Source organism: Nocardioides lacusdianchii (genome assembly GCF_020102855.1).
Lineage (GTDB): Bacteria > Actinomycetota > Actinomycetes > Propionibacteriales > Nocardioidaceae > Nocardioides > Nocardioides lacusdianchii.
Map to the genome: position 1 here is coordinate 24,879 of NZ_JADHZD010000016.1, position 19,347 is coordinate 44,225.

Below are 19,347 nucleotides of genomic sequence, written 5' to 3' on the forward strand. Positions count from 1 at the left end.
GCGGGCGCTTCTCGGCAGCAGGGTAGTCGCGCCCGTGCCGGAGCACACCTATCATCGTCGCGACTTCAACGGGTGAGGCAACGGGGGACGCGTGAGCACGACACTGCGGGGCGGCCAGAGGCTCGACGAGCCGGAGATGCCGGGCGGCCAGATCGTGCTCCAGCCGCCGCCGGAGCTGCAGGAGGGCGAGGGCGCCGGCGGTGTCCTGATGAACGCCATCCCGATGCTGGGCAGCCTCGGCTCGATCGTGCTCGTCGCCACGATGGGCAGTGGCGGCAACCGCACCCGCAGCTTCCTCGCCGCGGGCATGTTCCTCTTCGCCACGCTCGGCTTCATCATCGTGCAGATCGACCGGCAGCGGAAGCAGCGCGCGCAGCAGGTCACCGGCTCGCGCACCGAGTACCTCCGCTACCTCGGCAACATCCGCAAGGTGGCCCGCGAGGCGGCCGACCAGCAGCGCCGGGCGCTCAACTGGCACCACCCCGAGCCCTCCGCGCTGCCCTCGCTCGCCGAGGACCGCACCCGTCTGTGGGAGCACACCGCCTCCGACGCCAACTTCCTCCACGTCCGCTACGGCCTGTGCTCGCAGCCGCTGTCGCTGGAGCTGGTGCCGCCGGAGAGCGCACCCGTCGACCAGGTCGACCCGGCCGCCGCCTCCGCGCTCCACCGCCTGCTGGTGGTGCACCGCCTCCAGCCGAACCTGCCGGCCTCGATCGACCTGCGCGCCTTCGACCGCATCGAGCTGTGCGGCGACGCCGAGGAGGTCCGCTCGACCGCCCGGGCGATGATCTGCTCGGCGACGGCCTTCCAGAACCCCGACCAGCTAATCGTCGCGGTGCTCAGCTCGGAGCAGAACCTCACGCACTGGGACTGGGTGAAGTGGCTCCCCCACGCCCAGAGCGCCCGCGAGGCCGACGCGGTCGGGCCGATGCGCCTGGTCTCGACCTCGCTCGACGACCTCGGCAACCTGCTGCCCCCCGACCTCAGCGACCGGCCCCGCTTCGGCGCCGACGAGCGGGCCGCGACGCCCCACATCCTGCTGGTCATCGACGGTGGCCACCTGCCGCCCGGCAACCACATCGTGCCGCCCGACGGCCTGCACGGCGTGACGCTGCTCGACCTGCCGAGCCGGTGGGACGAGCTCGAGGACTCCACGCGGCTGCGGCTGGAGTTCGCCGACGGCCCCGACGAGCTGGGCAAGCGCCCGGTGAGCGCGCTGCGGCTGCGCGGCGAGCCCGTGCGGGCGCTGGCCGACCAGTGCGACATCGCCACCGCGGAGGCGTACGCCCGACGCATCGCGCCGCTGAAGACCGCGAGCGCCGAGTCGTCCTCGGCCGGCGGTGCCGTCGACATCACCTCGACGACCCCCGACCACATGGACCTGCTGGGCCTGGGCGACATCTTCGCCTACGACCCCGCCACCGCCTGGCGGCCGCGACCGGCCCGCGACCGGCTGCGGGTGCCGATCGGCATCGGCGACTCCGGCGGCCTGATCCACCTCGACATCAAGGAGTCCGCCCAGCAGGGCATGGGCCCGCACGGCCTGGTGATCGGCGCGACCGGGTCCGGCAAGTCGGAGTTCCTCCGCACGCTGGTGCTCGGCCTGGTCATGACGCACTCCTCGGAGCAGCTCAACCTGGTGCTCGTCGACTTCAAGGGTGGCGCGACCTTCGCCGGCATGGCCGACATGCCGCACGTCTCGGCCGTCATCACCAACCTCGCCAACGAGCTCACCCTCGTCGACCGCATGCAGGACGCGCTGTCCGGCGAGATGACGCGTCGCCAGGAGCTGCTGCGCGACGCCGGCAACTACGCCTCGGTCCGCGACTACGAGAAGGCCCGCGCCAACGGCGAGCCGCTCGAGCCGATGCCGTCGCTGTTCATCGTCGTCGACGAGTTCTCCGAGATGCTCTCGGCCAAGCCGGAGTTCATCGACCTCTTCGTCGCCATCGGCCGCCTCGGCCGCTCGCTGGGCCTGCACCTGCTGCTCGCCTCGCAGCGCCTCGAGGAGGGTCGGCTGCGCGGCCTCGAGTCCCACCTGTCCTACCGCGTCGGCCTGCGCACCTTCTCCGCCGGCGAGTCCCGCGCGGTCCTCGGCGTGCCGGACGCCTACGAGCTCCCCGCCGTCCCGGGCCTGGGCTACCTCAAGCCCGACCAGTCCACGCTGCTGCGCTTCAAGGCGGCGTACGTCTCGGGGCCGCCGTCGAGCCGCGCCCGCGTCGCCCGCGACGAGGGCGGTGCGATCCGCGGGATCCTGCCCTTCACGATCTCCGAGGTGCAGGCGCTCGAGCCGGTCGCCGACGACACCCCCGACGTCGCGAGCCCCCAGCCCCAGCAGCAGGGCGAGCAGCCCTCGCTGCTCGACATCGCCGTGACCCGGATGATCGGCAAGGGGCCCGAGGCGCACCAGGTCTGGCTGCCGCCGCTCGACGTGCCCGACACCCTCGACGAGCTCATGCCCGACCTCGTCGAGCACCCCGACCTGGGCCTGACCTCGCCCCAGTGGCGCGACGTCCCGGGCCTGGTGATCCCGCTCGGCACCGTCGACCGCCCCCGCGAGCAGCGCCGCGACACGATGACGCTGAACCTCACCGGCGCCGCCGGACACGTCGCCGTCGTCGGCGGCCCGCGCTCGGGCAAGAGCACGCTGCTGCGCAGCATCGTCACGAGCATGGCGCTGGTGACCACCCCGATGGAGTCGCAGTTCTTCGTGCTCGACTTCGGCGGCGGCACCTTCGCGCCGCTGGCCCGGCTCCCGCACGTCTCGGGCGTCGCGACGCGCTCCGAGCCCGACGTCGTACGACGAGTGATGGCGGAGGTCGAGGGCATCGTCGACCGCCGCGAGGCCTACTTCCGCACCAACGGCATCGACTCCATCGAGACCTACCGGTCGCGTCGCGCCCAGGGCCGTGTCGACGACGGCTGGGGCGACGTCTTCCTCGTCATCGACGGCTGGAGCACGCTGCGTGCGGAGTTCGACGACCTCGAGATGGAGATCCAGCAGCTCGCCGCCCGCGGCCTGACCTTCGGCCTCCACATCGTCACCGCGTCCACCCGATGGGCCGACTACCGCGCCGCGATGCGCGACGTCTTCGGCTCCAAGCTCGAGCTGCGCCTGGGCGACCCCCTCGACTCCGAGGTCGACCGCAAGGTCGCGGCCCTCGTGCCGGTCGGTCGTCCCGGCCGCGGCCTGGTGCCGTCGAAGCTCCACTTCCTCGGTGCGCTGCCGCGCATCGACGGCGACGGCAACGCCGACACCCTCGGTGACGGTGTCGACGACCTCATCGACAAGATGGCCGCCGCGTGGAAGGGCCCCGAGGGCCCCAAGCTGCGCCTGCTGCCGGAGATGGTCACGCTGGAGGCGATCCGCGAGGACGCCGTGCGCCGCCAGGTGCCCGAGCGCCAGATCCTGCTCGGCATCAACGAGAAGGAGCTCGCCCCGGTCGGCCTCGACGTCGACGCCGAGCCGCACATGCTGATCTTCGGCGACGGCCAGTCGGGCAAGAGCGCGCTGCTGCGGGCGTACGTCCACGAGGTCATGCGCACGCGCACGCCGAAGGAGGCGCAGATCGTCCTCGTCGACTACCGGCGCTCGCTGCTCGGCGAGGTCCCCGACGAGTACCTGCTGAACTACCTCACCTCCGCGACCCAGGCCACGCCGACGCTGAAGGACATCGCGAGCTACCTCGAGGGCCGCATCCCCGGCCCCGACGTGACGCCCGACCAGCTGCGCAACCGGTCGTGGTGGACCGGCGCGGAGGTCTTCGTGGTCGTCGACGACTACGACCTCGTCGCCACCCAGCAGTCCTCGCCGGTGTCCTCGCTGCAGCCGCTGATGGCGCAGGCCCGCGACGTCGGCCTCCACGTGGTGGTCGCACGGCGTACGGGTGGTGCGTCCCGCGCCCTCTACGAGCCGGTCATCCAGTCGCTGCGCGACCTCGCGATGCCGGGCGTGATGCTCTCGGGCCCGCGCGACGAGGGCGTGCTGATCGGCAACCTGCGCCCGCAGCCCGCGCCCGAGGGCCGGGCTCGCGTCGTCACCCGCGACGGCGGCACCCAGACGACCCAGCTGGCGTGGCTCGACCCGACCATGTGAGGCCGGGCGGGCCCTGCAGCGTCACCGCCGCCCGGAGCTGAACATCCCCCGCGCGATCTCGCGCGCGGCGGTGCGCATGAAGTCCTTGAACGCCGTCGACTTCACGACCGTCTCCATCATCGAGTCCTCCTCGGGCGCCGGCTTGGAGGACTTCTTGGTCACCCGCTCGTGGCGCTGCTCGCGGGCCATCTCCTCGACCCGGGCGTCCTCGGCCGCCTTGCGGGCGCCCTCCTCGAGCTTCTTGGCGAGCAGCTCGCGCGCGGACTCGCGGTCGATCGCCTCGGCGTACTTCTCGGCGAGCGGGGAGGCGGTGACCGCGGCCTCCATCGCGGAGGTCTCGGCGGCGTCCATCAGTGACTCCGGCGCCCGCAGCCGCGTCCAGGCGACCGGCGTCGGCGCGCCGCGCTCGTTCATCACCGTCACCACGGCCTCGCCGATGCCGAGCGAGGTGATGACCTCGCCGAGGTCGTCGTAGGCGCTGTTGGGGTAGGTGTTGACGGTCGCCTTCAGGGCCTTGGCGTCGTTGGGCGTGTGGGCGCGGAGCTGGTGCTGCACGCGCGAGCCGAGCTGTGCGAGCACCTCGTCGGGCACGTCGGTCGGTGACTGCGTCACGAAGAAGACGCCGACCCCCTTCGACCGGATCAGCCGCACGGTCTGGGCGATCTGGTCGAGGAAGGCGTCGGAGGCGTCGTTGAAGAGCAGGTGCGCCTCGTCGAAGAAGAAGACCAGCTTGGGCTGGTCGAGGTCGCCCTCCTCGGGGAGGTCGTGGAAGAGGTCGGCGAGCAGCCACATCAGGAAGGTCGAGAAGACCGCCGGCCGGTCCTGGAGGTTCGGCAGCTCGAGCAGGCTGATGATGCCGCGGCCGTCGTCGGTGGTGCGCAGGAACTCCTTGGTCTCGAACTCCGGCTCGCCGAAGAACACGTCGGCGCCCTGGGCCTCGAAGGAGACCAGCTCACGCAGGATCACGCCGGCGGTCTGCGGGGAGAGCCCGCCGATGGTCTTGAGCTCGGCCTTCCCGGCCGGGTCGCCGGTGAGGTACTGCAGGACGGCGCGCAGGTCGGCGAGGTCGAGCAGCGGCAGGCCGTGGGAGTCGCAGTAGTAGAAGACGAGCCCGAGCGAGGACTCCTGGGTGTCGTTGAGGCCGAGCACCTTGGCCAGCAGGGTCGGGCCGAAGGCGCTCATCGTGACCCGCACGGGTACGCCGATGCCCTGGCCGCCGATGGCGTAGAACTCGGTCGGGAAGCCCGTCGCCGTCCACTGCTGGCCCACGCTCGCCGTACGCGCGGTGAGCTTGTCGCTGCTCTCGCCCGGCTGGCTGAGCCCGGAGAGGTCGCCCTTGATGTCGGCGGCGAAGACCGGTACGCCATGGGCGCTGAGCTGCTCGGCCAGGAGCTGGAGGGTCTTCGTCTTGCCGGTCCCGGTCGCGCCGGCCACCAGGCCGTGCCGGTTGAGCATGGCGAGCGGGATCCTGATCGGCACGTCGCCGAGGGTCTCCGCGTCGAGCATCAGGCCGCCGAGCTCGAGCGCCGGGCCCTCGAAGTCGTAGCCCGGCGCGACCGCGGCCGAGATCGGGTCGGCGGGGGCCTGCGGCGGTGCCTCGGGAGTCTCACTCATGGCGCCAGCCTAGCCGCGCGGGGCGGAGCGGGGTGGGGCCCGGGAGGGGCGTCGTTATGATCACCGGCGTGATCTTCAAGCGGGTGGGCGACGGCCGGCCCTACCCCGACCACGGGCTCGACTCGCGCGGCTGGGCAGACCTGCCCCCGCGCCAGGTGCGCCTCGACGAGCTGGTGACCACCAAGGACACCCTGCGGCTCGACACCCTGCTCGACGAGGACTCCACGTTCTACGGCGACCTCTTCGCCCACGTCGTGCAGTGGCAGGGCGACCTCTACCTCGAGGACGGCCTGCACCGCGCCCTGCGCGCCGCGCTCCAGCAGCGCAGCGTGCTGCACGCCCGCGTCCACCTGGCGGACGGCTGATGACGGGTGCCGTGAAGTCCGCGCTCACCCTCGGCGTGCTGACCCTGCTCGTGGTCGTCGCCGCGGTGTGGGGCTGGGCCGCGCTGACCGAGCCCCTGCCGCAGGAGGAGCCGGTCGCGATCTGCGAGGACACGGCGGTCTCCGCCGGTTCCGAGGTGCGCCGCGACCAGGTCGTGGTCAGCGTCTTCAACGGCAGCGGACGCAGCGGCCTCGCCGGCGCGACCAGCGCCCAGCTCGCGGAGCGCGGCTTCGTCGAGGGCGACGTCGGCGACTCCCCCCTCCCCGCGACCACCACCCAGATCTGGTCGGGCGAGCCCAAGAACCCGGCCGTCCTGCTCGTCAAGCGGCAGTTCCGGGGTGCGCGGGTCGTGCAGGGTGACGCGCTCGGGCCGGGCGTCGTCGTCGTGGTCGGCGAGGAGTTCCAGTCGCTGCGCAAGAAGCAGGTCGAGTCCGTCATCGCCCAGGACGACGCGACCTACTGCCGCGCCACGGGCTCGGAGTAGCCCGACCTCAGTCGCGCTCGCGCCGCGACGGGTCACCGAGCCACTGCGCGAGCCGCCCGTTCTCCGAGACCTGCCGCATCCGGGCCTCGGTCGCCTCCCGCAGCTTGCGCGGGGTCACGACGACGAGGTCGTCGCCGTGGCGCAGGACCGTACGCAGCTCCGGGACCAGCACGTTGCCGCCGCGGATCACCAGCGACACCGAGGCCCCCGGGGGCAGCCGCAGCTCCCCGACCTCGACGCCGTGCATCTTCGACGTGGGCGCGATCGTCACCTGGAGGAGGTCTGCGTCCACCCGGTCGAGCGGCGCGGCCTCGACGTCGAGGCCGCGCGGCTCGGAGCGGCGCGCGACCCGCAGGCGGCGCGCCACCCACGGCAGCGTCGGGCCGGTGAGGAGGGTGTAGACCACGACCATCACGAACACGATGTCGAAGAGGTCGTCGGCGCCGTCGACGCCCTCGGAGAGCGGGATGGTGGCGAGCACGATCGGCACCGCACCGCGCAGCCCGGCCCAGGAGATGAAGGCCAGGTCGCGCGGAGCCATCGGCTGCGCGATGCTGCTGACGAAGACCGACAGAGGCCGGGCGACCAGCGTCAGCACGAGCCCGGTCACGAGCGCCTGGACGACCGTGTCGAGGTCGATGCGACCGGGCGAGAGCAGCAGCCCCAGCATCACGAACAGGCCGATCTGGGCGAGCCAGGCGACGCCCTCGGCGAAGGAGCGGGTCGCGACGCGGTGCGGGAGCTCGCTGTTGCCGAGGATGAGGGCGGCGACGTAGATCGCGGCGAAGCCCGAGGCGTGCAGCGCGGACGAGGCGCCGTACGCCGTGAACGCCAGGCACAGCACGGCCAGCGGGTAGAGGCCGGAGGACGGCAGCGCCACCCGCCGCATGAGCCACGCACCCGCGACGCCGCAGACCACTCCCACGAGCCCCCCGGCGATGAGCTCGAAGACGATGATGCCGGCCGTCTCGGCCAGCCCGGCCTGGCCGACCGCACCCGTGGAGATGATCCCGACGAGCACGACGGTCGGTGCGTCGTTGAGGCCCGACTCCGCCTCGAGCGCGCCGGTCAGCCTTTTGGGCAGCGGCAGCGCGCGGAGCACGGAGAACACCGCCGCGGCGTCGGTGGGCGAGCAGATCGCTCCGAGCAGGATGGCCAGCTCCCACGGCAGGCCGAGGAGGTAGTGGGTGCCGACGGCCACGACCGCGACCGAGACGGCCACGCCGACGGTCGCCAGCGACAGCCCCAGGCGGATGCTCGGGCGCACCTGTCGCCAGTCGGTGGTGAGACCGCCCTCGGCCAGGATCACCGCCAGCGCCCCGAACCCCAGCGCGTGCGCGAGCTGTGCGTCGTCGAAGGGGATCCCGAAGGGACCGCCCTCGCCCAGCACGACGCCGATCAGCAGGTAGATCAGCAGCGACGGCAGGCCGGCCCCCGCCGAGACCCGCACCGCGAGGATCGCCGCCAACGTCACGACCGCGCCGACCAGCACGAACAGGTCGAGCTGGTGGACGTCGAAGGTCATGCACACCTCTGTCACGGGGCCGGCGGGAGGCAGGTCGGGCCTGCGCCCGATCCTATCGGCCGGAGCGGGTCCGACGGGCCGCGTCCCAGTGCCCTCGCACGGTGCGAGAATGCCCTCTCGTCCACGTGGGAACGTTTGGGCAGGCCGCCTCTCGGGTAGTCGTCCACCGACGAAAGGGTGTGATCGATGTACGGCGACTCCGCCGCGGGCCGCAAGCGCGTCGCGCAGCTGCGCGAGCAGAGCGGTGACATCCGGGCCCTCGCCCAGCGCCTCGTGTCGCAGGCCGAGGCCGTGCCGTGGCACGGCAAGGCCGCCGACGCGATGCGCGAGCGCATCAAGGACCGCGCCAACCACCTCCGCACGGCCGCCGCCCACCACGAGACCGCGGCCGACTCCCTCGCCCGGCACCTCGTCGAGGTCGACTCCCTCAAGGAGGCGATCGAGACCCGCGCGCACAAGGCCACGTCGCTCGTCGAGGACGCCCGCACCCGCGCCGCCGAGGCGGACCCCGCGACGGTCCCCGACGACGCCGAGGCCGCGCTCCTCGCCTTCGACCCTCCCCCGGCCGGTCACAAGGACTGGCTGACCGTCGACCTCCCGGGGCTCTGACATGGTGACCATCGACCTCACGACCCCACCCCCGGTGCCGGCGAGCTTCCTCGACGGCCTGGCTCGGCGGCTCGCCCTGACCCTGCCCGAGCTGCGCCTGGTCGCCGAGCTGGCCGGCGGGGCACCGCTCCCGTTCGACCTCCAGCCCGGGGAGGCCACCGACGCCGGCTCGCTCTCCGGCCGTCTGGGCCAGAGCCGCGGTTCGGCCGAGGACTCGGCGTACGCCGACGCGCTGGGCACCCTCCACGACCCGCACGACACCCTCCGCCGGCGCGGCCTGCTCACCGACGAGGGCGCCGACCCGGGCGTCGTCGGCGCGGTCGGGCTGCTCGCGACGCCGCGCCTCGCCCTCGACATCGACGTGGCCGCCGGCGCCACGCAGGTCAAGGCCTGGCACCGCCAGGCCGGTGACGCCGTGGCGAGCCTGTCGACCTGCGACGGCATCGTGTTCGAGCTGGCGTGGTTCCCCGTCCGGCAGTGGACCACCGAGCTGGCGCGCGTCACCGCCGTTCCCGAGGACCTGCCGCTCACCACCTCGCAGGTGCCCGCCCGGCTCGACGTGCCCTACGCGCTGGCCGACTCGGTCGGCGAGGCGCTCCGGTCGGGACGCTCCGACCTGGTGCCGGTGCTGGTCGGCCACGCCGACGGCGCCGTGCTGGCCGACGGCGACGAGCTCGGCGACGCCGAGGCGGCAGCCGCGGTGTCCGCCGTGCACGCCGAGGGCCGCGGACGGCTGCGCATCCTGGCGGCCGAGGTGTCCGAGCGCGCCACCACAGCGGTGGGCGTGGTCTCGTGGGTGCTGCTCAAGGACGGCTGGCACGCCCTCACCCCGCGCCACGACGACGGTGCCCGCGTCTCGGTCACCCGCGTCGACCCCGACGCCCTCGCCACCGAGCTCGCCCCCGTGCTCGCGCAGGTCCTGGTCCGGGAGGAGCCCACCGATGAGTGACCTCGACATCCCCCGCACCCACAGCGTCGACGACGACTCCTCGGCGGCCGTCGCCGCCGACAAGTACGACCAGATGCTGGCGCTCGCCGACCTCTTCGACGCCTCCGGCAACGAGATGCGCACCCGCGCCCGCCTGGGTGCGGAGATCCTGCGCGACGACGACGTCGTCGACTCCGGTCCGCTCTCCCCTGCCACCTGGGGCCAGGCCGAGGAGGACGTCCGCGCCGCCACCACCGGCAAGCACGGGCTGCTCACCCGCTCGGTCGAGCTCGACGCCGACGCGCTCGTCGTACGTGCAACGGTGCTGACCTACCGCTGGATCGACGAGCTCCAACAGGCCGCCTACAAGACGCTCGGGTCGATCGCGGGCCGCGCCATCGGCTACCTCGCCCCCGAGGTGGCGCTGGGCGGCGCGATCGTCAGTGCCGGCCTGATCGAGAGCGACACGCTCGACCGCGACGGCGTCACCGCCTACCTGAGCGAGCTCGCCGAGAGCAACCCCGACCTGATGGAGCACCTCTCCGGCGGCGGCGGCCTCCTCGACGGCCTCCACATGCGCTCGCTGCTCACCGCTGGCGTGCTGTCCTCCGACCAGGGCGTGGCCGCCGCACGCGGCGGCCTGCGGGCGATCGGCGTCGAGGCGTTCCCCACCGACGCGGTCTCGGCCTTCCGCGACTCCGCGGGGTCGTTCGTCGAGGTGGAGGAGGCCGAGCCCGAGGTCGGCACGGACGTGGCCGCCGCGCCCCGGTCCCTCGAGGAGCTGATGGCCAACCTGGTCGCCGAGGACCGCCGGATCAGCGTCCAGCGCGTGGGCACGGGCCGCTACATCGCCTACCTGCCCGGCACCCTCGGCGCGGAGTCGGGGCGGCTCCGCCTCGTCGGCGCCGACCCGACCACGTCGGCCGGCCAGGTCGTGCGGGCGATCGAGAAGGCGGTGACCGAGGACGACGCGCGCGTCATGCTCGTCGGGTCCGCCGCCGGTGGCACCGTCGCCGCCGAGATCGCGGCGAGCCTGGTCTCCTCACGCTTCGTGGTCGACCAGGTCGTCACCGCCGGCGCGCCCTCGGCGCAGGTGCCTCGCATCCCCGATGCCGTGCGCATGCTCTCGCTGGAGGACCGCGCCGACCCCGTCGCACTCCTCGGCTCGCTGATCAACGCGCGCACGACCAACCGCCTCACGGTCGTGTTCGACAGCGGCGACCGCGACGGCGCCCACGTCTACGTCGCCGGCGCGCGGGCCGCCGACAGCGCCCAGCATCCCGAGCTCAGGGCCGAGATCTCCCGGCTCCAGGGGCTCGGCTACCTCGCCGGCTGAGCGAGGCTCACGCGATCTCGTGCACGAACTCGCCCAGCTGGGCGAGGTTGCGGCACTCCACCATCGGCACGATGGTGCCGTAGGTGTCCGCCGCGCTGTCCCCGGTGCCCCAGTGCCGCGGGTGCTCGGGGTTGAGCCACCACGCGTGCCGGGCCCGCCCGGCCAGGTCGGCGAGCACCGGCAGCGCGAGGTCGCTGTAGTTGGAGCGACCGTCGCCGAGGACCAGCAGGGACGACCGCGGGCCGATCGCGTCGGGGTGCTCCTCGGCGAAGCGGGTCAGCGCCCGGCCGTAGTTGGTGCGACCGAACATCGCCGCCTGCGACATGCTCGCGGCCAGTGACTCCATCACCTCGGCCACGTCGGCGCCGGGGCGGAACACGTCGCTGACCTCGGCCACGTCGTCGACGAAGGTGAAGGCCCGCACGCCGCTGAAGGCCTCCCGCAGCGCGAAGACCAGCATCAGGGTGAACTGCGCGAAGTTGGCGACCGACCCGCTGACGTCGCACAGCACGACGAGCTCGGTGCGGTGCGGGCGCCGCGGGCGGTGGTGGGTGGTCAGCGGCACCCCGCCGGTGGCGATCGAGGCGCGCACGGTGCGGCGTACGTCGAGGGGGCCGCGGCGGCGGGCGTGCTGCTCCTTGGTGAGGCGCGCGGCCAGGCGCCGCGCGAGGGGATAGACCTCACGGCGCATCTCCTCCAGGTCGCTGCGTCGGGCGGCGGTGAAGTCGAGGCGGTCGATCGTCGGGCGGACGGTCACACCGACGACGTGCTCGGGCCCCTTCTCCTCCGCGATGCGCCGACGGGCGTCGCCCTCCACCATCCGCGTGAAGTCCCCGATGCGCCGACCGGCGGTGCGCTGGGCCCGCTCCGCGTCGAGGCCGTCGGCGAGCAGCCCCTGCACGAGGCGGTCCACGAGCTCGGAGGGCGAGACCCGCTGGAGGGAGGTGTACGCCGACCAGCTCGACAGCCCCGGCCCGCGCCCGGGCATCGCCCCGAAGCGCGCGACCGCCTCCGCAGCGAGGTCCTGCAACGCCTGCTGGTCCCCGGAGGCCAGCGCCTCGGCGAGGGCCTCGCGGAAGCGCTCGAGGTCCGGTCCGGTGTCGCGCGGACCGGCGGCCGGCTCCGCGTCGTCACCGTCGCGCTCGCCGGCCACGCCGTCGCCGACGAGCCGCGGGTAGTAGATGTCGAAGACCGCGTCGAAGGTCACCCGCTGCGGCTGGCGCTTGACCAGGGTCGCGGCGTACGCCGCCCGCACGGTCTCGCGGTCGTGCCAGCTGACCTGCTCCAGCGCACTGATCGCGTCGAGACCCTCGGCGAGCGAGACCGACAACCCGGCGGCGCGCAGCGCCTCCACGAAGCCGATGTGGGTGTCGAGCAGGCTCACGGATCAGGCCGTCGCCAGCTTGAGCTCCTTGACCGCGCGGCGCTGGTCGGAGGCGTGCTTGAGCACGACGCCGAGGGTGCGCGCGACCGTGGCCTCGTCGAGGTCGCCGATCTGCAGCGCGATCAGCGTGCGGGCCCAGTCGACGGACTCCGCGATCGAGGGGGCCTTCTTCAGCTCCAGCTCGCGCAGCCGCACGACGACGTCGACCAGCTGCGCGGCCACCTTGTCGTCGAGGCCCGGCACCTGGCTCGTCACGATCGCCCGCTCACGCTCGGCGTCGGGGTAGTCGAGGTGCAGGAACAGGCAGCGCCGCTTCACCGCCTCCGACAGCTCGCGGCTGGCGTTGGAGGTCAGCACCACGAAGGGACGCCGGGTGGCCGTGACCGTGCCGAGCTCGGGGATGGTGACCTGGAAGTCGCTCAGCACCTCCAGCAGCAGGCCCTCGACCTCGATGTCGGTCTTGTCGACCTCGTCGACGAGCAGGACCGTCGGCTCCTCGCGCCGGATCGCGCTGAGCAGCGGCCGGGTGAGCAGGAACTCCTCGGTGAAGATGTCGTCGTGGGTCTCGCTCCAGCTGTCCTGCCGCGATCCCTGGCCACTGCTGGCCTGGATGCGGAGCAGCTGCTTCTTGTAGTTCCACTCGTAGAGCGCACGCGCCTCGTCGAGGCCCTCGTAGCACTGGAGCCGCACCAGCTCAGCGCCCGTCGCGCGGGCGACCGCCTTGGCCAGCTCGGTCTTGCCGACGCCGGCCGGGCCCTCGACGAGCAGCGGCTTCTCCAGCGCGCCCGCGAGGTACGCCGTCAGGGCGGTCGCGTCGTCGGTGAGGTAGCCGGCCTCGCGCAGGCGGGTGGCCGCGTCGGCGGGGCTGCTGAACCAGGTAGTCACGCAGAGGGGGCGGGATTCGAACCCGCGGTAGGTCTCCCTACGACCGCTTTCAAGGCGGTTCCGATCGGCCGCTCCGGCACCCCTCCTCGCGCGGCGTCGCGACGCCACACACCGCGGGACTCTACCCAACGACGGCGCTCGACCACCCGGGGGACGATCCGACGGTCCGCGTGGGAAAATCGCTGCGTGACGACCGATACCGCCACCGTGCACCGTCTCGCCCCCGCCGTCGCGGCGCGCCTGCTGGGCGTGGTGCTGTGCGGGGTCGCGGTGCTCATCCTCGTCAGCACGCTGCTGATCGCGGTGCTCGACCTCCACACCGTCTTCCTCCTGGTGCCCGTCCTGGTCACCCTCGCGTCGCTGGTGGCGTGCTGGTGGCTCTGGCGCGAGAAGGGCTGGGTCGTGAAGTTCACCGACGAGGGCTACCGGGTCCAGTGGGTGCGCGGCGTCGGCGCCGCGTCGGCGCGGTGGAGGGACGTCGAGGACGCGGTCACCACGACCCTCCTCGAGGCACCCGTGGTGGTGCTGCGGCTGCGCGACGGACGGACGACCACGATCCCCGTGGAGATGCTCGCGATGGACCGGGAGGCCTTCGCCCGCGATCTCCAGGAACACCTCCAGCGCGGCCAGGGACTGCGGAACTTCTGACCTGATTCGGCGCAGGCACCCCGGGCCTTGTAACCTTCTGTGCGCTCGACATTTGGTCGGGCATGGAGGCGTCGCCTAGTCCGGTCTATGGCGCCCGCCTGCTAAGCGGGTTTGGGGCTAAAACCCCATCGAGGGTTCAAATCCCTCCGCCTCCGCCCAGGTGTCGGCCCCCTCTGTCGCGAGGGGGCCGACGCGCGGCGTCGCCAGGTTTGCAGGAACCTGCAATGCACAGACCTGCAATCCGATCGGTGGGACGCCACCCCTGACGGTGGGTGAGAATGGACCTGTCATCCCCTGTGACAACGTGACATTAGAGGTGAAAGCAATGACCCCAGCACGCCGCATCGCGGCGGCCGCTCTCGTGGCCGCCTTCAGCATCGGAATCATCGGCGTGGGCGCTGCCCCGGCAAACGCGGACTACACATGGGGCACGAGGATCGGGGTTTCCCGCTGATCGACGTGCCATGATGTGCACGCAGTGAAGAGCTGGGACACGGACCCTCTCAACCCCCCACGAGTCTGGTCCGGACGGCCTCCCCCACAGGCCCGTCCCAGCATTCGAGGGCAGCAGCTCACCCCGAGCTGCTGCCCTCGATCCCTGTCCGGCGCGGCGTCGGCGGTGGAACCGGGTCAGTGACCCGCCTCGTCGGCCTCGCGCCCGGAGATCCCTCGCTTGCCCATCTCGTAGCCGAGCTGGAAACGCGTCTCGACCTCGAACTCGTTCTTCAGGTCGGCGACGTAGGCGGCGTAGGTGCGTGGACTGACCCCGAGGCGCTTGGCGCCCGCCGGGTCGGCGCGGCCCTCGAGCAGCATCCGGATCGTCATCGCCCGCTGCTCCGCGGCGATGTCGCGCATCAGTGAGGTCTCGCTGCTGGTGAACGGTCGGGCGCGCTCCCAGTGGCGCTCGAACATGTCGACGAGGTAGCCCACCATCGACCGGTCGCTGATCACCATGGCGGCGTTGAGGCCCTCGTGGCTCGGGATGACCGCGACGCGCCGGTCGACCACGATCAGCCGGTTGAAGAACTCGTCCAGGGTCCGCACCTCCGCGCCGGCGGCGGACACGGCGGCGACGTACTTGCGGGTGTCGGTGCCGCGGCGGGCAGCGTGCTGGTAGAGCGTGCGCATCCTCACGCCACGCTTGAGCAGGGCGATCTCGCGCGCCGTGACCTCCGCGAGCTGCTTGACCCCGCGCCGGTCCTGCGGCTGCGCGCTCAACAGCTCCTCCTCCGCATCGGCGACCGTCGACTCCAGGAAGGTCCGGATCGTCGTGGCGCCGCGGATCTCGGTGAACGGTCCTCCCACGGCGCTGGGCGAACGACGCCAGGCCTGCGAGAGCGAGCCGAAGGCCTGGGCCCAGTGGGCGGACTGGGCGATCAGCTCCGCGCCCTGCTGGCCCAGCGGAGCGACCACCTGGGCCTGGACCGCGGCCGGGTCGACGGCTCGCCAGCTGGTGCCGTCGTCGCTCTGGACGACGAGTCCGACCTCGGCGAGCAGCTCGAAGGCGTCGTGCAGCTCACCCCGCCGGCCGATCCGCGCGTCGGTGGCCTCGATGCCTCCCGAGGCGACGATCTCCTCGTAGAGCGGCGCGGACTTCTCCTCGAACAACGCGCGCTCGTGCTGCCCCAAGGGCATGGCACATCCTCCCACTCACCCCCGACACCAGTGGGGTGATCGTGCCACACGGACCCACGTGGCAAGGGCAGGAAATCGGCAGGACCCGCTCCTCCCGGCACAACAGGAGGAGCGGGTCCCGGCAACGCTGCGTCGGCGATCAGGCGTCGAGGCGGGCCTTCAGCGTGTCGAGCTCGCTCCACAGCACGGCGGGCAGGTCGTCGCCGAACTTCTCGAACCACTCCTCGATCTGCGGGATCTCGGCCTTCCACTCCTCCGCGTCGACCGCGAGCGCCTGGGCGAGCTGCTCGTCGGTGAGGCCGAGGCCGTCGACGTCGAGCGAGCCCGGCGCCGGCACGTGGCCGATCGGGGTCTCGATGGCGGCGGCCTGGCCGTCGATGCGCTCGATGACCCACTTGAGGACGCGGCTGTTCTCGCCGAAGCCCGGCCAGAGGAAGTCACCGTCGTCGGAGCGGCGGAACCAGTTGACGTAGAAGATCTTCGGCAGCTTGGCGGCGTCGTTGTCCTTGCCGATGCCGACCCAGTGGCCGAAGTAGTCGCCGGCGTTGTAGCCGATGAAGGGCAGCATCGCCATCGGGTCGCGGCGTACGACGCCGACCGCGCCCACGGCGGCGGCGGTGGTCTCCGAGGAGAGCGTCGCCCCCATGAACGTGCCGTGGTTCCAGTCGCGCGCCTCGGTCACCAGCGGGATGGTCGTCTTGCGACGGCCGCCGAAGAGGATCGCGTCGATCGGGACGCCGCGCGGGTCGTCGTACTCGTCGGCGAGGATCGAGCACTGCTTGATCGGGGTGCAGTAGCGGCTGTTGGCGTGGCTGGAGAGCTCGCCGGTCTCCTCGGCGATCTCCGGGGTCCAGCGCTCGCCCTTCCAGCTCGTGGCCTCGGCGGGCGTGTTCTCCAGGCCCTCCCACCACACGTTGCCGTCGGGGGTCAGCGCGACGTTGGTGAAGACCGAGTTGCCCTTGCGGATGGTCTCCATCGCGTGCGGGTTGGTGTGCTCGTTGGTGCCCGGCGCGACGCCGAAGAAGCCGAACTCGGGGTTGACCGCCCACAGGCGACCGTCCTCGCCGACCCGCATCCACGCGATGTCGTCGCCGATCGCCTCGACGGTCCAGCCGGGGATGGTCGGCTTCAGCATCGCCAGGTTGGTCTTGCCGCACGCGCTCGGGAAGGCCGCGGCGACGTACTTGGTCACGCCCTGCGGCGAGGTGAGCTTGAGGATGAGCATGTGCTCGGCCAGCCAGCCCTCGTCACGCGCCATGACGGAGGCGATGCGCAGCGCGTAGCACTTCTTGCCGAGCAGGGCGTTGCCGCCGTAGCCCGAGCCGAAGCTCCAGATCATCCGCTCCTCGGGGAACTGGACGATGTACTTGGTGTCGTTGCACGGCCACGCCACGTCGGCCTGGCCGGGCTCCAGCGGCATGCCGACCGAGTGCAGCGCCGGCACCCACTGCGGGTCGCGGCCGGCGGCGTCGAGCTCCTCGATGCGGGCGAGGACGTCGCTGCCCATGCGGGCCATGACGCGCATGGAGACGGTGACGTACGCCGAGTCGGTGACCTCGACGCCGAACATCGGCTGCTCGGCCTCGAGGTGGCCCATCACGAAGGGGATGACGTACATCGTGCGTCCCCGCATGCAGCCGGCGTAGAGCCCGCGCATGAGGTCCTTCATCTTCGCCGGGTCCATCCAGTTGTTGGTGGGACCGGCGTCGCGCTCGTCGACCGAGCAGATGTAGGTGCGGTCCTCGACCCGGGCGACGTCGGTCGGGTCGGAGGCGGCGTGGAACGAGTTGGGCATGACGTCGGGGTTCAGGCGGGTGAACGTCCCGGTCGCCTCGAGGGAGGCGGTGAGCTGGGCCCACTCCTCGTCGGAGCCGGTGCACCAGTGGATGGTGTCGGGCTGGGTGAGCTCGGCGATCTCGGTGACCCAGGCGAGGATGCCCTCGTGGGTCGTCGGCGGAGTCGTCTGGGTGTCGATGGTGGCGGTCATGACCGTTCCTTCAGCGTTCGTCGCGGTTCGCGCGGCCTCGTTGTCGGCGACTTTTTCCGGACGCTAGCGCTTGTGAAAGCGAGCACGTATTGGATCGGTCTAAGGGTTGTGACGTGGATCTCGCTACCCGGAGGTATGCCCCGGGCGCGGCTGGGCAGCCCTGCCGCTGCGTCAGATCGGCGCGTCCGGGTGGATGCTGCGCGTCTCCGCCCGACGGTTGCGGGTGGTGAACCAGTCGCTGACGTAGACCTTCGGCAGCATCTTGGCCACCGACAGCGTCACGTAGACGATCGTGTTGATCGCCACGAAGGCGGCGAGCACCGCGATGGCCTCGTGACGCAGGATGCTGTCCGGCAGGAGCACCCCCATGGGGACCACGCCCAGCACGTCAGACCCCCGTCCGTGCAGCGGTGTCGGGCTGGACGATGTGCTTCCAGTCGGCCTGGCGGGCCAGCGTCAGGTCCCACACGCCCTTGAGGTAGACCACGTTGAGGAACATCGCGTAGCCGAGCTCGGGGAAGAGCGAGAGCGCCAGCAGGCGCGCCCGCCACCCGCCGTGCCACACGGTGACGACCCGCTCGAGGGTGAAGACGAGGCCGATCCCGATCCAGAACGGGAACCACACCCAGCTCGACGTGGCCAGCACCATCAGCAGGATCAGCAGCAGGTAGGCGCCGAGCGCGATGACGCCGTAGCCGATGCCGAGCTGCTGCATCCAGTAGCGGAAGGTCTGCGGCCGCATCCCGTAGGCGCCGAGGTTCTCCAGGGCACCGCGCTGCCAGCGCAGCCGCTGGGCCCACAGACCGCTCCACGACGGCATCACCTCGGTGACGACGGTGCACTCGCGGGGGGAGACCATCAGCGCGCCGAGCGTCTTCAGCGCGATCGTGAGCTCGTTGTCCTCGGTGAGGGCCACCGTGTCGTAGACGTCGCCGGGCACGCCCGGCAGGAGCTTGCCGCGCTCCTCGGCCACCGCACGCAGGGCACGTGGGCGGAACACCGACGCCGTTCCGGTGAGCACGAAGACCCGCCCGCGGCGCCGGCGCAGGTCGCGCTGGTAGCGCGTGTACTCGTTGCGCTGGAACTGTCCGATGAGGCCGAAGCCGTCCTCGCCGTAGAAGAGCCCACCGACCGCCATCAGGGCCCGGTCGTCGGTGAGCCGGCGCGTGGCGCCGGCGAGGAAGCCGGGGTCGAGCGTGGTGTCGGCGTCCATGATCATCACGCAGTCGTTGTCCCCCTGGGCGGGGAGGAGGTCGTGCAGCGCCTGGTTGAGCCCGCCGGCCTTCTTGTGCCGGTTGGCCACCGTCTCGAAGACCTCCACGCCCGCCTCGCGCGCCAGGCGCACGGTCCCGTCGGTGCAGTTGTCGGCGACGACCACGATCCGCGCCGGCGGGGGCTCCTGGGCGAGCAGGGACGTGAGGGTCTCCGCGATGCAGCCCTCCTCGTTGTGGGCCGGGATGAGGACGGTGATGGTGACGGGGCCGGCGAACTGCCCGCGCGTCTCGGACATCACCAGCTTCGGCGCCAGCGGCATCCGGTTGCCGTCCTCGCTGCGGCGCGCCCGGGTCAGGAGGCGACGCTCGAGCCCCGCGACCGCAGCGGCCAGCAGCAGGGCGACGCCCGCCGCGGCGAGGAGGACGCGCGGCGCCGGCATCTCGGTGTCGTAGAAGACGCGCCAGATGCCGAACAGCACCCCCTCACTGGGGGCGCGACCCCTCTCGGGGGCACCGGCGGCGACCGCCAGCCAGAGGGCGACCGCCCCCAGCGCGGCGGTCCCGACGATCGCCAGTCCCACTGACCTCTGCAGCCACTGCACGCGACCTGCTCCCTCC

At 72.2% G+C, this 19,347-nt stretch carries 15 protein-coding genes and 2 tRNA genes; 8 read left to right on the forward strand and 9 right to left on the reverse strand.

What is annotated here, in order from left to right; genetic code table 11:
- Window positions 1–91 precede the first annotated feature (91 nt).
- A complete protein-coding gene (gene eccCa, locus IRX98_RS18445; protein ID WP_224279266.1) occupies window positions 92–4,096 on the forward strand; it encodes a type VII secretion protein EccCa in 4,005 nt (1,334 codons plus the stop codon).
- A 21-nt stretch (window positions 4,097–4,117) separates the two neighbouring features.
- Here eccCa and IRX98_RS18450 read toward each other — a convergent pair whose 3' ends face one another.
- Window positions 4,118–5,710 carry a helicase HerA-like domain-containing protein gene (locus IRX98_RS18450; protein WP_224279268.1) on the reverse strand — a complete coding sequence of 531 codons (1,593 nt, stop codon included), beginning with the start codon at window positions 5,708–5,710 and terminating at the stop codon, window positions 4,118–4,120.
- 68 nt (window positions 5,711–5,778) lie between these two features.
- Between IRX98_RS18450 and IRX98_RS18455 the strand changes: the two genes are divergently transcribed.
- Window positions 5,779–6,075: a type II toxin-antitoxin system VapB family antitoxin gene (locus IRX98_RS18455; RefSeq protein ID WP_207083576.1), complete on the forward strand. Its 297-nt coding sequence runs from the start codon at window positions 5,779–5,781 to the stop codon at window positions 6,073–6,075.
- The gene (locus IRX98_RS18460) at window positions 6,075–6,578 is read left to right on the forward strand and encodes a LytR C-terminal domain-containing protein (RefSeq protein ID WP_224279270.1); all 504 of its coding nucleotides are present in this window, start codon (window positions 6,075–6,077) and stop codon (window positions 6,576–6,578) included. Before IRX98_RS18455 ends, IRX98_RS18460 begins: the two co-directional genes overlap by 1 nt.
- A gap of 7 nt (window positions 6,579–6,585) precedes the next feature.
- On the opposite strand, the gene IRX98_RS18465 is transcribed toward IRX98_RS18460, so the two are convergent.
- Complete coding sequence (locus tag IRX98_RS18465) at window positions 6,586–8,103, reverse strand: potassium/proton antiporter (protein ID WP_224279272.1); 1,518 nt, start codon at window positions 8,101–8,103, stop codon at window positions 6,586–6,588.
- Between the two features lie 186 nt (window positions 8,104–8,289).
- Between IRX98_RS18465 and IRX98_RS18470 the strand changes: the two genes are divergently transcribed.
- From IRX98_RS18470 to IRX98_RS18480, 3 genes are read left to right on the forward strand one after another with little or no spacing between them, the layout of a single operon-like run.
- Window positions 8,290–8,712 carry a hypothetical protein gene (locus IRX98_RS18470; RefSeq protein ID WP_224279275.1) on the forward strand — a complete coding sequence of 141 codons (423 nt, stop codon included), beginning with the start codon at window positions 8,290–8,292 and terminating at the stop codon, window positions 8,710–8,712.
- 1 nt (window position 8,713) lies between these two features.
- Window positions 8,714–9,661, forward strand: coding sequence for a hypothetical protein (locus IRX98_RS18475; protein WP_224279278.1), 948 nt, complete (start codon window positions 8,714–8,716; stop codon window positions 9,659–9,661).
- The gene (locus IRX98_RS18480; RefSeq protein WP_224279280.1) at window positions 9,654–10,976 is read left to right on the forward strand and encodes a hypothetical protein; all 1,323 of its coding nucleotides are present in this window, start codon (window positions 9,654–9,656) and stop codon (window positions 10,974–10,976) included. Before IRX98_RS18475 ends, IRX98_RS18480 begins: the two co-directional genes overlap by 8 nt.
- 7 nt (window positions 10,977–10,983) lie before the next feature.
- On the opposite strand, the gene IRX98_RS18485 is transcribed toward IRX98_RS18480, so the two are convergent.
- From IRX98_RS18485 to IRX98_RS18495, 3 genes are all read right to left on the reverse strand, one after another.
- Window positions 10,984–12,360: a vWA domain-containing protein gene (locus IRX98_RS18485; protein ID WP_224279282.1), complete on the reverse strand. Its 1,377-nt coding sequence runs from the start codon at window positions 12,358–12,360 to the stop codon at window positions 10,984–10,986.
- Between the two features lie 3 nt (window positions 12,361–12,363).
- Window positions 12,364–13,245 carry an AAA family ATPase gene (locus IRX98_RS18490; RefSeq protein WP_224279284.1) on the reverse strand — a complete coding sequence of 294 codons (882 nt, stop codon included), beginning with the start codon at window positions 13,243–13,245 and terminating at the stop codon, window positions 12,364–12,366.
- Window position 13,246: 1 nt separating this feature from the next.
- Window positions 13,247–13,331: transfer RNA gene (locus IRX98_RS18495), tRNA-Ser, on the reverse strand.
- Window positions 13,332–13,431: 100 nt separating this feature from the next.
- On the opposite strand from IRX98_RS18495, the gene IRX98_RS18500 reads away from it, so the two are divergent.
- Both IRX98_RS18500 and IRX98_RS18505 read left to right on the forward strand, forming a co-directional pair.
- Window positions 13,432–13,893, forward strand: a complete 462-nt coding sequence (locus tag IRX98_RS18500; protein WP_224279286.1) for a hypothetical protein — start codon at window positions 13,432–13,434, stop codon at window positions 13,891–13,893.
- Window positions 13,894–13,957: 64 nt separating this feature from the next.
- Window positions 13,958–14,048, forward strand: a tRNA-Ser gene (locus IRX98_RS18505).
- 475 nt (window positions 14,049–14,523) lie between these two features.
- Here the strand turns inward: IRX98_RS18505 and IRX98_RS18510 are convergent.
- From IRX98_RS18510 to IRX98_RS18525, 4 genes are all read right to left on the reverse strand, one after another.
- Complete coding sequence (locus IRX98_RS18510; protein WP_224279289.1) at window positions 14,524–15,528, reverse strand: TrmB family transcriptional regulator; 1,005 nt, start codon at window positions 15,526–15,528, stop codon at window positions 14,524–14,526.
- Between the two features lie 139 nt (window positions 15,529–15,667).
- Window positions 15,668–17,515, reverse strand: a complete 1,848-nt coding sequence (locus IRX98_RS18515; RefSeq protein ID WP_224279291.1) for a phosphoenolpyruvate carboxykinase (GTP) — start codon at window positions 17,513–17,515, stop codon at window positions 15,668–15,670.
- Window positions 17,516–17,686: 171 nt separating this feature from the next.
- Window positions 17,687–17,893 carry a hypothetical protein gene (locus IRX98_RS18520; RefSeq protein WP_224279293.1) on the reverse strand — a complete coding sequence of 69 codons (207 nt, stop codon included), beginning with the start codon at window positions 17,891–17,893 and terminating at the stop codon, window positions 17,687–17,689.
- A 10-nt stretch (window positions 17,894–17,903) separates the two neighbouring features.
- Window positions 17,904–19,331, reverse strand: a complete 1,428-nt coding sequence (locus IRX98_RS18525; RefSeq protein ID WP_224279295.1) for a glycosyltransferase family 2 protein — start codon at window positions 19,329–19,331, stop codon at window positions 17,904–17,906.
- Between the last annotated feature and the right edge of the window lie 16 nt (window positions 19,332–19,347).